Source organism: Streptomyces guryensis (assembly GCF_021261325.1).
GTDB lineage: Bacteria > Actinomycetota > Actinomycetes > Streptomycetales > Streptomycetaceae > Streptomyces > Streptomyces guryensis.
This window is the reverse complement of sequence record NZ_JAJSBI010000039.1, coordinates 44,558-58,274: the sequence shown is the minus strand read 5'-3', so window position 1 is coordinate 58,274 and position 13,717 is coordinate 44,558. Positions and strand designations below refer to the sequence as shown.

The 13,717-nt window shown below is 64.8% G+C and carries 15 protein-coding genes; 3 read left to right on the top strand and 12 right to left on the bottom strand.

What is annotated here, in order from left to right:
• Positions 1–54: 54 nt before the first annotated feature.
• The 8 genes from LJ657_RS43935 to LJ657_RS43905 form a co-directional block, all read right to left on the bottom strand.
• Positions 55–696, bottom strand: a complete 642-nt coding sequence (locus LJ657_RS43935) for a hypothetical protein (protein ID WP_232655325.1) — start codon at positions 694–696, stop codon at positions 55–57.
• A gap of 22 nt (positions 697–718) precedes the next feature.
• The gene (locus LJ657_RS43930; RefSeq protein ID WP_232655324.1) at positions 719–1,834 is read right to left on the bottom strand and encodes a DUF2637 domain-containing protein; all 1,116 of its coding nucleotides are present in this window, start codon (positions 1,832–1,834) and stop codon (positions 719–721) included.
• Positions 1,834–2,253 carry a DUF6195 family protein gene (locus LJ657_RS43925; RefSeq protein ID WP_232655323.1) on the bottom strand — a complete coding sequence of 140 codons (420 nt, stop codon included), beginning with the start codon at positions 2,251–2,253 and terminating at the stop codon, positions 1,834–1,836. Before LJ657_RS43925 ends, LJ657_RS43930 begins: the two co-directional genes overlap by 1 nt.
• Complete coding sequence (locus tag LJ657_RS43920; RefSeq protein WP_232655322.1) at positions 2,250–2,597, bottom strand: DUF4326 domain-containing protein; 348 nt, start codon at positions 2,595–2,597, stop codon at positions 2,250–2,252. Before LJ657_RS43920 ends, LJ657_RS43925 begins: the two co-directional genes overlap by 4 nt.
• Complete coding sequence (locus LJ657_RS43915; protein WP_372488062.1) at positions 2,597–3,274, bottom strand: ATP-binding protein; 678 nt, start codon at positions 3,272–3,274, stop codon at positions 2,597–2,599. Before LJ657_RS43915 ends, LJ657_RS43920 begins: the two co-directional genes overlap by 1 nt.
• 910 nt (positions 3,275–4,184) lie before the next feature.
• On the bottom strand, positions 4,185–4,544 hold the full coding sequence (locus LJ657_RS43910; RefSeq protein ID WP_232655320.1) for a hypothetical protein: 360 nt from the start codon (positions 4,542–4,544) through the stop codon (positions 4,185–4,187).
• Positions 4,545–4,606: 62 nt separating this feature from the next.
• Complete coding sequence (locus tag LJ657_RS49260; RefSeq protein WP_372488060.1) at positions 4,607–5,197, bottom strand: WhiB family transcriptional regulator; 591 nt, start codon at positions 5,195–5,197, stop codon at positions 4,607–4,609.
• Between the two features lie 58 nt (positions 5,198–5,255).
• A complete protein-coding gene (locus LJ657_RS43905; protein WP_232655319.1) occupies positions 5,256–5,738 on the bottom strand; it encodes a helix-turn-helix domain-containing protein in 483 nt (160 codons plus the stop codon).
• Between the two features lie 594 nt (positions 5,739–6,332).
• Here LJ657_RS43905 and LJ657_RS43900 point away from each other — a divergent pair.
• Positions 6,333–7,187: a helix-turn-helix transcriptional regulator gene (locus LJ657_RS43900; protein ID WP_232655318.1), complete on the top strand. Its 855-nt coding sequence runs from the start codon at positions 6,333–6,335 to the stop codon at positions 7,185–7,187.
• 63 nt (positions 7,188–7,250) lie between these two features.
• Here LJ657_RS43900 and LJ657_RS43895 read toward each other — a convergent pair whose 3' ends face one another.
• From LJ657_RS43895 to LJ657_RS43885, 3 genes are read right to left on the bottom strand one after another with little or no spacing between them, the layout of a single operon-like run.
• Positions 7,251–8,441, bottom strand: a complete 1,191-nt coding sequence (locus tag LJ657_RS43895) for an amidohydrolase family protein (protein WP_232655317.1) — start codon at positions 8,439–8,441, stop codon at positions 7,251–7,253.
• A gap of 31 nt (positions 8,442–8,472) precedes the next feature.
• Entirely contained in the window at positions 8,473–9,588 is a 1,116-nt protein-coding gene (locus LJ657_RS43890) for an MAB_1171c family putative transporter (protein ID WP_308117141.1), read from the bottom strand.
• Positions 9,589–9,591: 3 nt separating this feature from the next.
• Complete coding sequence (locus LJ657_RS43885) at positions 9,592–10,116, bottom strand: hypothetical protein (protein ID WP_232655315.1); 525 nt, start codon at positions 10,114–10,116, stop codon at positions 9,592–9,594.
• A 644-nt stretch (positions 10,117–10,760) separates the two neighbouring features.
• Here LJ657_RS43885 and LJ657_RS43880 point away from each other — a divergent pair.
• Positions 10,761–11,189: a pyridoxamine 5'-phosphate oxidase family protein gene (locus tag LJ657_RS43880; RefSeq protein WP_232655314.1), complete on the top strand. Its 429-nt coding sequence runs from the start codon at positions 10,761–10,763 to the stop codon at positions 11,187–11,189.
• A gap of 665 nt (positions 11,190–11,854) precedes the next feature.
• Here LJ657_RS43880 and LJ657_RS43875 read toward each other — a convergent pair.
• A complete protein-coding gene (locus tag LJ657_RS43875) occupies positions 11,855–12,139 on the bottom strand; it encodes a helix-turn-helix transcriptional regulator (protein WP_232655313.1) in 285 nt (94 codons plus the stop codon).
• Between the two features lie 273 nt (positions 12,140–12,412).
• On the opposite strand from LJ657_RS43875, the gene LJ657_RS48820 reads away from it, so the two are divergent.
• Positions 12,413–13,666 carry a tyrosine-type recombinase/integrase gene (locus tag LJ657_RS48820; protein ID WP_232655312.1) on the top strand — a complete coding sequence of 418 codons (1,254 nt, stop codon included), beginning with the start codon at positions 12,413–12,415 and terminating at the stop codon, positions 13,664–13,666.
• The last annotated feature ends 51 nt before the right edge of the window (positions 13,667–13,717 follow it).

The following is a 13,717-nucleotide window of genomic DNA, read 5'->3' as shown; positions in this document are numbered from 1 at the left end:
ACGAGCACTCCGCGCCATTCCGGATTGCGGAGTCAACCTGTTGGTCACGCTTCCCTAAGAGCACCTCGGCAAGACTGAGCTATGAGCTTTATGGCCGTACAGTAGGTGCTCGATTGCTACGCCGAGCCACGGTGCAGTTGAGCCGGCGAGGAGCAAGGGCGCGCACACGCTGTATGAGAGCACTACCTCGGGCTGTCCCGCCGTGATTTCGGTGAGGAGGGCGTGGTCGAACGGCAGCCAGGTTGGCGACTTGCGCGGCCTGAGCCGTACGCCGGTTGAGGTGAGGACCACCCGGGCCACGGTGTGATCGCGCCACTGCGGCGCGGCGGCCGCTTCTGCCTCCTGGCGCCGCCGGGCGTCGAGGCGGTTGTTGGGCACCCACCGCCGGCTGAAGGTCGGGTGGTTCTCGAAGAAACCAGCCGACTGCGGGTAGACGACCTCGGTTCCGTAGAAGCGGGCGGCCGAGCAGGTCACATCCGCGAAGGCGACCTCCCCGTCCGCGAGAGGGAGATCGTCCACCTGGACTGGCACAAGTTCGCCACCGCTCTGGAGGTGAAACGCGAGTGCGGACGCTGCTTGCACGGCGTCGGGGTGGACTGCGTCCTCCGCCCGGTCTCGTCGGCGAAGCCACATGGTCATTCCTTCCTGATCAAGCAGGCCTTCCGTGGTCTCTGCGGTGCGAGTCGCAGAGACCACGGGGGGCACTCATGAGATGAGATCACCAGAGGGCGCTGGAGGCAGTGGCGGGTGTCCTCGCCGCCTCTTCCTCCTCATCCTTCAGACGGGCCAGCAGAACGCCCAACCGGTCGTTGCTGATCGGCTGGTGTGCGCGGACGGCCCCTGCCACCGCGTCGCGACTGATCCGTCCGGCCTGCTGGGAAGCGGCCCGTGCGATCGGCAGTAGCTCCGCCAGCCACTCGTCGTCGGCCTCCCGGTCCTGCGTGTACTCCGCGCCGTCCGGGACGGACGGCTTTTCGCCGTCCGCAGGGGTGCGGACCGCCGTCGGGACGGAAGGCTTGTCCGCCGTCGCGGGCGCCGTCGCTGCCCCGTGGTCCGCGAGGCAGACAGTCGGTCCGCCCATGTCGCAGGCGCTCCCGTCCGCGTCGTCCGCACCCGCAGATGCATCTGTACTGGGCTCGTCCGCACGCGACTCGTAGTCTCGGTCCGGCTCATGTTTCCGCAGGTCCACGGGGGCCGCAGCGGAGCTGTCTGCTGCGGACGGACCGGCGACAAGGCTTCGTGACTCGGTTGTTGTCGTTGTCTCCAACGGACGAGGTTCCGGCGGAACCGCGACCCTATTGAGCGACGGAACCTCTTGGCGGACCGGTCCGGGACCGTTGTCCGCGCCGTCCGTGACTGACAATTCGGCGGTCCGCGCCATCAGGATGTAGAGGTGTACGGAGCCCGCCAATGCAAGCGGAGCGAGCGTCGACAGCACCCCGACGACGCTGTCCGTGAGGTGCAGTGCGGACCGTCCGGCCTGCGGACCGTCGTTCAGCGTGATGGCATGAAGGGCGTTCGCGCCGAGACTCGCCCCGGTGGCCGCAAGGAAGAGGAACCAGGCGTAAAGCCGAGCGCCGAAGCGCTGGTGGCGAAGGAGCACGATCGCTCGGACGCCGTACGCAATGAACCCGTCGATGAACACCGGAAACAGGTAGCTCAGGCTTTCCCGTGCGTGGATCGCGATGGCGATCTGCCGCAGTGCGTCGTATGAGAACGCGAAGCCGGCCGCGCCGAGCAGGATGATCGCGGAACGGTCCCAGGCCGTCATACCGCGAAGGGTGTAGCCCCCTTGCGGTTCGGCCGCCGTCGCCTCTATGTGCGCCCGTGACATCAGAGGTTGCCTCCGTCGCGCGGGTCGATGGATCCCCATGCAGGTGTCTGGGAGAGCAACTGTCCGAGCTGTTCCAGGGACGTCACCTCGTGCACATGCTGACTGGGGCAACTCACGCACGACACACGCAGCAGGATGCGTTCCGTGCTTCCTTCGTCGCTGTAGTACAGCTCCAGGTGCTGGCCCCCGACTGTGTCGAGCGAAGCGAAGGCTTGGAGGTGTTCTTCGAAGGAAAGGAGACCCAGAACCTCCCAGTCGAGGGTGACTGCTGTGTCACCCAGGATGCGGCGCGCGTACTTCGAGGCCGCCGTGACGGACCGCGGACCCCAGGTGCGGAACGCGTTCTCCCGCGCGGCTTTGCGCCGCTCCTCGGCGGTCGCGAGGCGCTGGGCCGCGGCGAACATGATCGGGTGACTCATCGAGGGCCTTCCAGGGAGCGGATCGTGTCGCCGTCGCGGGGTTCGTTAGCAATGCAGAGGAGAATGTCTGCGTGGCACGGCACGTCGAGGGGGCAGGTGCACATCAGGTCGAGACCACGCAGGGCACGGGCGAACCGGGCGGCATAGAAGCGGCCTACCGGGCCGCGAAGCGTGGCGGTGAAGAGATCCACGGCCTCTGCCGAGTCCATCGGCGGGCCGAAGGGAGAGGGAGCGGGGTCTCCAGCCCGGAACGGATTCGCGAACCGGCTGCCGGGACCGACGTATCCACAGGCTGTGGACAAGTCTGCGGCGTCTCGGGACGCACCTCGAAGTCGGACGGGCATTAGGCCGCCCTCCCGCCGCGCCGCCGGTCGGCGCCGATCATCGGCACGAGGCTGGTCACCATCTCGGCCAGGCGGCTTGCCACCCGGGCCCCGACGAAGTCGGTCAGGTCCGGCCCGTTGTCGTCACGGGCTGGCAGATTGGACGTGATGATCGTCGGCAAGCAGTGGTTGTACCTGTAGTTGATGAGCCGATACGTCACCTCCTCGGTCCACTCCGAGGTTTTCGCCGTGCCGAGGTCATCAAGCAGCAGGTACTGAACTTCGCTGAGCTTTCGCAGCTCCCGTTCCGCCGCGCCCATCACCTGTGAGGGACGCAGGTTGCCGTACATGTCCGCCGAGTTGACTGCGATCAGTTCGAACCGGTCCGGGCCGCCGGCCGCGATCCTGCGCAGAGCCCCGTACGCCTGGTGCGTCTTCCCTGTACCGGTCAGGCCGGTGAGGAGGAGAGCGCCAGCGGCGGAGTTCTCCGTGAGAGCGCGATCAGCCCACGCGGTGACCTCCGGGATCGTCGCCTCAGCGTTGCTGAACCGGGGAGGGGCCGCGGTCCGCCACCGGTTCAGTGCGTATTCGGCGCGGGCTCGGCGGTGCCATTCGCGGTCCCCCGGGTTTTCTTCCCGTGAGTCGTCGGCGGTGCTGTCGGACACCTGAATTCCTTTCGCGGCGAGTATTCGTTCCATGCGGCGCATTGACCTGGCGCTGCCTACGCGTTCCGGCTCTGCCATGATCAAAATCCGTTCTGGTAAGCACTGGGTTCTGCTGTGTTCTGAAAAGGCGCCCAGCCTCCGGGCGGTCGACGCAGGGGAACGACGTTTTCTTGGGATGCCGCTGCGGGGGCGTGTGACGGGAGGTCCGCCCAGATGCGAAGCAGGTAGCGGGCCGACTGTGGGGGGCGGACTGTATTCCATCGCCGCACGATCATCTCGACCAGCCGTTCATTTCCCCAACGGGCTGCGAGCGCTGTTACCCGATCCCACTCCGATTCGGTCAGCCGCCAGCCGACAAGCATTCCGGCATTGGTTATGGCTGTTACCAGATCCTTGGCGCCCTCAGGAACGCTCACCGACTCCTGGTGGGGCGCTTGCTTCTCACTGCTTGACCGAAGCAAGCTAGCTTGCTTTTGGGTGGTGGTAATACTCCCGTAGGGAGTATTACCACCACGGGCACGCGAGGAAGAAACTTCCCAGTCTCGTGGTAGGGAATTCCCACTTGCGTCCGTCGAGGGGGAGTTCCGGGAAGAAACTTCGTAGAACCTTGTTCTCTCATCTGTTGATTCGGGAGGCGTAGGTGGAAGTTCTGTCTCTGATCCGGCGGGGGCCTCGATGCCCTTGTCGAATAGGAGTATCGAGTAGCTGTTGGGGTTCGAGGCGCCTCCTCCGCGCTCGCGGCTGAGTTCGCCGAGCGTCGTCAATTCCCCGATGCATTTCGTTATCGAGCGCGCAGTCAGCTGGGTGAGGCCGGATATCTCGTCCAGGGTCAGAGTGGCCCGGCCCTTATCGTCTGCCTCACGGGCGAGTGCCAGCATGACAAGACGCGAGCCCCTGCACGACTTCGACTGTGACCAGACCAGTTCGGTCACTACGTGGCTCATCAGTAGCTCCCGTCAGCTATCGCTATGCGACGGGTGAGGGAAAGACCAAAGGAGAGATCGTCCTCCGGTATGTACCCGTTCTGATGCGGCTCGGGAGTGAGGTACAACGCTCCGGTGGGGAGGTAGAAATCATGAGCGTAGCGCCAGTCGGCGGCATTGCCGAAATAGAGCCTGATCATGTGCGCAACTCTTTCTTCGGTTCGCCGGTCGATAAGCATGCGGTAGAAGTCCGATTCGAAGAGATGGGTAACAGACCGGCGCTCCGGATACACGCGGGCAAGAACTGTCATGGGAGCTATTTCCTGGATCGCCAAACCGAGATTTGCGCAGGCCGGAGCGGCGGGGTTGTTCTGAGGCATGGGGAGGGCTCCCGTGAACGCAAGGTTTGCCTTGCGGGAAGAATCGTTCGTCGCGGAGCTTGTCAGGCTGCGTCAGCGCTGACAGCGGGCAAGGGCGCGGCCGGGCTGGATTGGGACTTCTTCCGGTAGCGTCGCGCGAGCTTCAATAGATACTCGTGCGTGACTCCGAGGCCCCGGGCGACAGCGGCAGGGTCCAATGAGGGGTCTGTCGCGAATCGAGCAATCACCGCATCCCGGTCGACCTTGCTCAGCGCCGTGGTACAGCCCTGAAGGGCACTCTCGACGGCGCGTTCGTTCACCCGCTGCTGCCACGCAGCGCGTAGTGCGGAACGCTCCGAAGCCAGAAGGCCAGCCCGGATTCCGAACTCGTCGTCATCCCTAAGGGATTCCACCAGGCATCGGGCAGCCACTGCCAGTGGGCACGATGCACAGAGATTGCGCGGACGGTTCAGGGATGCACCCAAGCTATGTTTCACAGCATCGGGATTTCTGCGGGGTCCGTCTCCAAGAGGCACGAAGATGTCAATGTCCTGATTGGAGCATCTAGCGTCTTCCGCCCAGTGCTTTCCGGGAGCCTTCTTCGCCTCTTCCGTGAGAGGTGACCAATTCCCCTGATGTGCAGCCTCGATGAGGCTGTATATGTCAGTGCTCATTTGCGTCTCGCGATGTTCACGGCGTCGCACGCTGTACGCGCACGAGCGCAAGAGGAGATCAGAAGCGCTTGCGTGAGCGCTTAGAGGGCTGAAGTGACATCAACGCCGACTCCCCGCCCCTTTCGGACACTGCGCCTGGATTTACGAAATGCATGTCGGAAATTGCGCGGAGGTCTTCCTCCGTGAATTGCACGAACTTCCCGAACTTTCGATGGGGCAGCGTTGAGATGCGCTCACGTAGCCACTTCTCCGGAATGTTCAGCCGCTCAGCCGCATCGCTGTATCCGAACTGCATACGCTTATCGCGAGGTTCCGACAGCCGGTTGCTCAGCAGGGCATCGAGGCCGCCGGCCTGAGCCAGCAGGTTCACCACGGCGGCGAGCCCCTGCAACTCGGTGGGCCCGATAAAGGCCGGATCCGCGCTCACCGGTGCCACGGCCGACATCACGCTTCCAGCCGACGCAGCTGAGCCGTCCGCAGGTCGAAGGCGTGGCCGCCCGAGGCTGCCCAACCGGCCTGCGGGAATGAGCGGATGATCCATCGTGCGATGGTGAGCGCCTTCGCACGGGGTACCCGAAGGGCGTGTCCGCGTTCGTTCACGGCGGTTAGTCCCAGGTGGGGCCACAAGGTCCGAGGGCCCTGGAAGCGGACCTGTACGACTGCGGCCTCAGGCAGCATGGACGTCAGCTGTGCAGCCAGCCGTTCAGCGGGACCGGAAGCGATCTCCGGCTTCGGGTTGCAGTCCGCAGTAGGGGACATGCGAGACTCCTCTATGTGGTACGCCGCTCCGTAGTGCCGTGCGAAAGGACGCGGAGCGGCTGTGTGAGTGATCTTGAGCCCCTGTCGGGGGCAGCGGATCACTAGCTGTCTGGCGTCCGAGAGGTGCGAACTCTCGGGCGCCGATGGCGTTTTGAGAGGGGGATCCGTGCGCGGAGTGCGCGTGGCCGTCCCCTCTGTCCAGCAGCTCCCCACGCTGGGGACAACTGGATGAGCGAAAGCCGAGGGGTGCGAAGTCCCTCTTTTTTCGCTAAGCTGAAGCTATCGCGATTCTCCCCAAAAGTCAACGGCTCGATGTTTCTTCGGTTCGCAGGAAAAACGAGGTCTGATGCCTGCTCGACGCTTCGATAGAGGTCGTGTGCGCTCGGTACGGCGAGCCGCCGAGATCTCGCAGGCCGACGTAGCCGCGGGTGTAGGCGTCGGCGATTCGACGGTGGCGGGGTGGGAGCTTGGCTCATCCGAGCCCGACCAGGAGAAACTGTCGGCCCTGGCCCGGGTCCTCAAGCAGGACCTGGACGAGCTGTTCCCACGCGACGGGCTGCCTGATCTCCGGGACTTGCGCTGCGACGCAGGCCTCTACCGGTACGAGATGGCCGAGGTCATCGGGACCAAGAGCGACGGCCCCGTGGCAGGGGCGGAGCAAGGGGTGCGGCGCCTCAAAGAGAGGTACATCCCGGCTCTGGCTCGGGCCTACGGGGTGACCGAGGACGAGCTGAGCCAGGCACAGGAACGGTCCTTCGGGGCGGCTCAGAGTGAAGAAGAGGGTGTGTCCGCCACAGCCCTCGTTGCTGAAGAACCACCCAGCACTCTGGCAGAGAAGATCACCCTGATTCTGGAGCGTTCGTATCCCGACCAGACGGCGCCAGGTGACCAGGACATCGCTGCGTCAGTGAACGCCTACGCGGGGGCGCACGTGATCTCCGCCCAGGAGGTAGAGCGACTTCGGACAGGCTTGGACGAAGAGGCCGCCCCCGTCGTCCGCCAAGGTCTCGCGCACACCTTCGGGGTGTCCCCTCTGTACTTCGAGCCGGACGACGCTGTCGTACGGCAGGTCTACGAGGGACTGCGCCTCATGTCTGCCGCCCAACAGGGGAAGGTACGCCGCGTCCGGGCCCGCGGGATCAAACCCGAAGGCCTGTCGGCCAACGTTCTGTCGATGTTGAACGACCTTGCAGCCGAGCTGGACAAGGAAGACCCCGAGACAAACGAATAGCGCCTGTTCCGAGGGCGTTAACCCCAGGAACAGGCGCTCCAGTCGGCTGACGGCCGCGGGTGTCTATTCGCCAGAGTTCGGCTCGTGCCGACGGCCAGAGGCCCACACGGCCCTGGCCTCCTTCAGGGCTGCGAGATCGGCGAGCGGATCGCCGTCGACCAGGAGCAGGTCAGCGCGGTAGCCGGGAGCGATCTTGCCGGTCGTGGAGCCCAGACCCAAAGCTGCTGCGCCTTCAGACGTCGCCATATCGATGACCTTGGCGTTCGAGATACCCAGGTGCGCGTAGAAACCGAGCGCTCCCGCGAGCGAGCCGTCGAACCCAGTCCGCTGCACTCCGGCGTCAGTCCCGGCGATGAGCCGGACGCCGGCCTCGGCCATCTGACGTACCTGTCCGAACAGAGTGGCCGTCCGTTCCTCACCGAAGACGCGGGCCGCCATCTGCCAGTGCGGACCGACGGCCGGGCATACCGCGATGCCCTGCTCGACGATCTTCTTCAGGACGTCCGGGCGCAGCCCGAAACCCTCCTCGGTCATCCACGTGCAGTGCTCGATGGTGTCCACTCCGGCATCCACGACCGCCGAGATGCCATCCGCGCTGTGTGCGTGCGCGGCCACCGGCACGCCGGCCTGATGCGCCTCGTCCACCAGGGCCCGCAGCTCGGCCGTGGTGAACTGGCTCTGCCAGCTCTTCGGCCCGTCCTTCGTCAGACCTCCGCCGCTCGCCATCACCTTGATCACCCTGGCGCCAGCCGCCAAGTTGCGCTGCACGAGATCACGGACCGCGGCTTCGCCTGAGACCTCGCCGCCGAGGAAGTAGCAGTGGCCTCCGGGCGTGGTCAGCGGCGTGCCCGCAGCCACGATGCAAGGGCCAGGAATGGCGTCCCGGCTGATCTCCTCCCTCAGACGCAGGGCCAGGCCGTTGCGGTCTCCCAGGTCGCGGACGGTGGTTACACCGCTCGACAGGAGCTGCTCCGCGCGTCGGCGCATGTCTTGCAGCAGTTGTTCGTCGCTCGATCCGGAGAAGGCGGCCAGTACTTCGGTGCTGCCGTCGAAAACCACATGAACGTGGGAGTCGATGAGACCGGGCATCAGCGTCGCATCGGGAAACGAGAGGTCGGCCTCCTGCACGCGGGAGTGGTCAGCGACTTGGGCACGCGGCCCGACGGCGGTGATCGAGTCACCTTCGATACAGACGGCCCCGTCCTCGACGTACGTCCCGGAGCCGGTCAGGACCCGGCCGGCGGTGATCAACATGTCGCCTCTCGCCTTCCATGTTCTTCTGCGGTCACGCGGTCAGCCGCAGTGCCTCCGACACCGCGATCAACTGGTCGACATCCGAGTCCCGTTCGTCCCCCTGCGGCACTGCCAGAGGAACTGCCCTTGCAGGTACTGGCGCACCCTTCTGGATCGCCGCGGAGGCACGCCGGAGCCGTCTGGCCAATTGGACCGGCTCCAGGTGCAGCAGGTCGGCTTCATCATCCTTGCCCACAAGGTAGGGACTGATATGGACCAGTCCATCCCGGCATTCCACTATCCGCCGGTGGTAGCGGCGGTGCACGCCACGGGCGCGCCACTGATCCCACGGTGTACGAGACGCGGGCCTCAGCTGGTTCTCCGGGTAGACCTCGATCAGCAGCTGCCACAGCGGAGCCAGTCGACGGTGATCCCGGCGCCGACGCAGCCACAGCCGCGTGGCGGTGATCCTCGCGAGGACGCCCGAATAAGTGATGCCCACCATGAAGAGCAGGCCCGACACCACCAGCAAGAGCGCGGCCAAGGTAGTGAGCTTGTGGGGCACAGATCCCCCGCAGAAGCGGACGGCGACGAAGACCGCCCGGACGGCGCAAGCCACCGCCATCGTGCCGAGGCCGATCGCAGTCATCCACAGCCCGGTGGCGTGAGGGCGAGACGACTTACGGGCATAGCCTGCGGACCACCATCCGGCCACCCCGATCGCGTACGTGATGTACAGGCCGGCGCAGAGGTAGAAGAAGGCGACCTGCGGGATCGTCATGTCAACCGTGCGGAACGGTTTGCTGAGTGCCCCCGGCGACACGGTCACGGCCGCGAGAGTGATCGTCACGGACACCAGGGCCACGACGACGCCTTCCGCCCGGGCGCGACGCCGGGCTGTCGGCCTTTCGGCCGAGTACAGGTAGAAGCACATCAGGAAGTAGCACGCCAGCAGCAGCAAAAGGTTCTGGACCAGCTTCGCGATGTCGTGCCCCGCCACTATGTCGAGGCCGGAGGCGCCCCCGGGCCTGGCGACTGTATTCGACAGGCTCAGGCTCAGCAGGGTGAGCGCCACCGACCGGGTGGGAGCGTCATGAGGAGCGCGTGACCACAGATACAGCCTCCACACGGTGGCAGCGGCGGTGATCAGCAGGAGATAGTTCGCCACGGTCTACAGCCACCCTCGCCGGTCGCCCAGAGCTGCCTGTACCCGACGGACCTCTGGGTCTTCCGACAGAGGTGGGAGCGCGTCGACCACCGAGGACCACTCCAGGATGATCGTCGCAGCCAGTTCCACCCAGCACTCCTCCGGGTCCTCGTACGAGCAACGACGGGCAACCCGCCGGATCAGCGCGGGGTCGAGCACGGGGACCAGGGCGGCCCAGTCCTCGACGGCGGCTTCCGGAGACTCTGGGGCTTCCCCCCACTCGGAGACGAGGATGTGGAGGACTTCGTGGAGGATGATCTGCCGCTGGTGCAGGCAGGTCGTCTCCTCCTGGTAGAGGACCACGTCCCTCACGGTCATATCGACCCACAGGCCTGTCGGTCCAGGCTTCTCCAGGGGAAAAGGCCGGAGGACGATGGGGCGTCCACGCCTCTCGCTAAGAGCCTTGGCCAGCTCTTCTACGTCCAGAGGAGGGGTGACCTTCAGGCTGCGCAGCTCTTCCCGTAGCCGGCGGTGGAGGTTTCGCTCCACCGTCCGATTCCCGGTTGTGCGCCAGCGTCCGAACCTACGACGGCTCGTCTCAGCGGCGCCACGGCTGCCTCTTCCCGACCACATGAAGTAAACCTTTCAACCGGAAATGGCTCCCCCGAGCCGGGCGCGACCGCCCGAGTGATGACGTCCTCTTCACAGCGCAGCGAGCGGCCGCAGCCACCGATGACTGCGCACTCGCCGTGCCCTCTTGCACGGGCCAGGGTGCCTGACCTCCAGCTCGCCTCAGCACGTCAATGTCACTGGAGCAAACGAGAATCTGAGGGCCCATGAGCCGCTCCGATGGAGCCGCCGAGCACCTGTTGGACGTAGACAAGTATTCACACGGGCCGTGTCTTGAAAAGCCTGATCCGCTCGCCCGAATCATGAAATGATCAAGGGCCTCAAGTGTTTCAAATCGACCGAAATCATCTTCGAATGATCCCGCTGAGCTGCGGTTTCAAGCTTTAGTACATAAATTTCATGGTTGATGTTGAACGGGGGACTTGTTATCGATCTGAGACGATTTGACATCGTTGCCTTACGATATAAGTCGATGAATCCGTACTAAATCCCCGGTCGGAAGTGAGTGTGTGGGCGGTCACTTCGGGACAGTTCGGGCAGCGGGCGAGGTTAAGCTTTCGGCCATGTCGAACGCGCTATTGAGTCGGTCCGATGACTACCTGAAGTTCTGGCGTGAGTACCATCTGTGCACTCTGACTACATTGCGCCCCGATGGTCGACCGCACGTGGTGCCTGTTGGAGTGACGATCGATGCCGATGCGGGAATAGCCAGAGTTATCACCCGCAAATTCAGTAGGAAGGTCGCCAACGTCCTTGCGAGCGGCGGCGCGGCCCGTGTGGCGGTGTGCCAGGTCGACGGCGGTCGCTGGGCGACGCTCGAAGGTACGGCTGAGGTCCGTACCGACGCTTCTGCGGTCCAGGAAGCTGTCACCCGATACGGAGAGCGATACGGGCGTACGCCGGCCCCGGACCCGGAACGGGTTGTCATCCAGATCGCGGTAGAACGGGCGATGGGGCAGGCGGCGTTTCCCACACGTCCTCCGGCGTCTTAATGCGCTACGGCTGAGGGGACGCACCCTCTATGCCGGGCACCGACCCCTCGGCGTACGTCCGCAGGCGCGAAGCGAATCCCGCTGGCTCCATAGTGGTCTGTGGCTGCTGCGGTAGACCTCCGCATGTGCGGAGGCCACCCGCCGCACTGGGGCAAGCCCCAACCGGCCGCCGCGTCTGCTCCGCGCCCGCGGAGGTCACCCGGTGTAGACGATGGCGATCACCACCGCGCAGATCAATGGGGAGTTGATGAACCGGTCTGCTCCGCGCAGCGGAGGTCGCCCGGAGAACCGGAGGTCCGGCGAGTACCGCCCAATCGCTCCTCCGCGTCCCGGAGGTCACCCGCTGCTCAGCGTGGAGCCCGGCAACGGCTACGAGCCTGCTCCTCAGCCGAGGTCACTCACGCCGACGGCGTGTCTGATCGGAGAATATGGCGATTGGGTTAGATAACTGCGATGCCTGCGATCTGAGTCCGAGGTGCTGCAGAAGCAAGCGGCACTGAGTGTGTGCCCACCAGTGGGCACATCACGCCGAGGAAGTCAACATTTCGGGTTCGAGTCCCGCTCCGCTTTCTTTGGTTTAATCCAAGGGGATGAGAGAGCGCGATGGACGCATGACGGCAGCGTTCACCGCAATCCCCTCCCTGTGTGGAATGGGGATGGGTGGATCAGGCGACGTCAAGAAACCTCTTTGACTCCACCGGGCGCATTTCATGAGCGCGTTGCGCATGCAAGCGGACGGAGGCATTGCGCTGCTCATCGAGCCAGGCGTACACGTCTCGCATCGGATAGCGGACGGCGCCGCCGTCGAGCTTGATGTAAGCCGGGCCCTTGCTGTCATTCCGCCAGTTGCGCAGCGTCTTCTCCGATACTGCGAGCAGCTCGGCTAGCTGCGGAGGTGCCAGCAATTGCCAAATTGTCGCGTGTTCGATCGCAGGCGTGGATTCGCCCATCCCAAGAGCCTCCAAGGGTGTCCGCATATCCTTTTGAAGGAGATCGTTTGAGTGGCTGCCTTCGAAAACAACATACTGGTTTGTGTCGGTGAACGCGTGGCAGAATCTTCGGGTGCGGAAGCCTGATAACCCCAGGAAGGTAGAGGTGTTGCCGCTTTCCGCCCCTCTCGATCCCGGATACGTCCTGCTGCATCCCTACTTGCCGGTAGTTGATGTGGCTGACGTCACACGAAACTAATGTCGGTGTCTAGTCCTCTAGGGAGTGTCGAGTAAGTGCCAGGACATATAGAAGACCGCTGGATCAGCAAACGAACCAAGGAGAAGACCAAGCTCTACGGCAAGGGGAAGCGTTACAAGGTCGCCGGCATCCCCGGCGTCCGTGCCCGCAGCTTCACCAAGCTCACCGACGCCAAGCAGTGGCTCGCTCATGCTCAAACCGACGTGACGCGGCAGGAGTTCGTCGACCCGCGTGAAGGAACGATCCTGCTGCGCTCGTACGTGGAGGATCGATGGTGGCCGCACCAGCGATACGCCGCAACCACCCGAGATGCGGCGCGTCGACGAATATGGGGACACGTGCTCCCGGCGCTCGGGTCGCTGCCGCTGAACGCCATCACTGCGCCAGCCCTCCGGGAATGGGTTGCCCGGATGGAGGAGACTCTGTCGCCCGGGACGATCCGCACCACCTGGGGGCATCTCTCTACGATCCTCCAGGCCGCCGTCGAGGACGGCAGGCTGGTGAAGCATCCGATGAAGGGGAGCCGCACCGCTCGGCCGCCGGCCAAGCCTGCGCAGAAGGCGCGGGCGTGGTCGCGCGAGCAGGCGATGCGGGTACGCGCTGGGCTCCCGGAGCAATACCGCCTCGCAGTCGACTTGGCGGTGGGGCTCGGCCTGCGCCAGGGCGAGGTATTCGGACTGTCTCCGGAGGACCTTGATGCGGAGAACGGGGTCGTGCATGTCCGGCGTCAGGTCTGCATGATCGACGGCCACCTCTTCTTTGCGCTTCCCAAGGGCGGCAAGACGCGAGTAGTTGATGCGGCACCCGGCGTCCTGGCCAGCATCGAACAGCACGCGAAGCGCTGGCAGCCGGTCACGGTGAAGCTCCCGTGGGAGAGCCCTCACGAACCTCAGAACGAACGGCAGCGCATCGACTGGGCTCCGCGTGCTTACCCGCTGTTCCTGGCTACCCGGCAGCGGCGCGCGTGCAACCGCGATACATGGAACAGGCGTCTCTGGAAGCACGCGCTCGCCTCCGCGGGACTGATCGGCAAAGTGGACTCCGATTCGGGCGGGAGCAAGTGGGAGCCGTCGCGCGAGTTCGGCTTCCATGCCCTGCGCCACACCTATGCCAGTGTCCAGCTCGAAGCAGGCGAGTCGATCGTCTCCCTCGCCCGCTGGCTTGGGCACGCCGACCCTGGCTTTACTCTGCGTACATACACGCACTTCATGCCCGACGCAGGCACGCGAGGTCGAGGCGCCATGGATGCTTGGTTCGGTGGGGAGGCGAACTCCCTGGATACCCCCTGACGGCCATGCGGGGGTATGAGGGGCAGGAAACATGCAGGTCATTGCAGGTAT

Coding starts and splice junctions, on each gene's coding strand:
- LJ657_RS43880 (WP_232655314.1), top strand. CDS start 10,761: ATGTCGAACGCGCTATTGAGTCGGTCCGATGACTACCTGAAGTTCTGG.
- LJ657_RS43875 (WP_232655313.1), bottom strand. CDS start 12,139: ATGGGCGAATCCACGCCTGCGATCGAACACGCGACAATTTGGCAATTG.
- LJ657_RS43920 (WP_232655322.1), bottom strand. CDS start 2,597: ATGCCCGTCCGACTTCGAGGTGCGTCCCGAGACGCCGCAGACTTGTCC.
- LJ657_RS43905 (WP_232655319.1), bottom strand. CDS start 5,738: ATGGATCATCCGCTCATTCCCGCAGGCCGGTTGGGCAGCCTCGGGCGG.
- LJ657_RS43910 (WP_232655320.1), bottom strand. CDS start 4,544: ATGCCTCAGAACAACCCCGCCGCTCCGGCCTGCGCAAATCTCGGTTTG.
- LJ657_RS43915 (WP_372488062.1), bottom strand. CDS start 3,274: ATGGAACGAATACTCGCCGCGAAAGGAATTCAGGTGTCCGACAGCACC.
- LJ657_RS49260 (WP_372488060.1), bottom strand. CDS start 5,197: ATGAGCACTGACATATACAGCCTCATCGAGGCTGCACATCAGGGGAAT.
- LJ657_RS43925 (WP_232655323.1), bottom strand. CDS start 2,253: ATGAGTCACCCGATCATGTTCGCCGCGGCCCAGCGCCTCGCGACCGCC.
- LJ657_RS43930 (WP_232655324.1), bottom strand. CDS start 1,834: ATGTCACGGGCGCACATAGAGGCGACGGCGGCCGAACCGCAAGGGGGC.
- LJ657_RS43895 (WP_232655317.1), bottom strand. CDS start 8,441: ATGTTGATCACCGCCGGCCGGGTCCTGACCGGCTCCGGGACGTACGTC.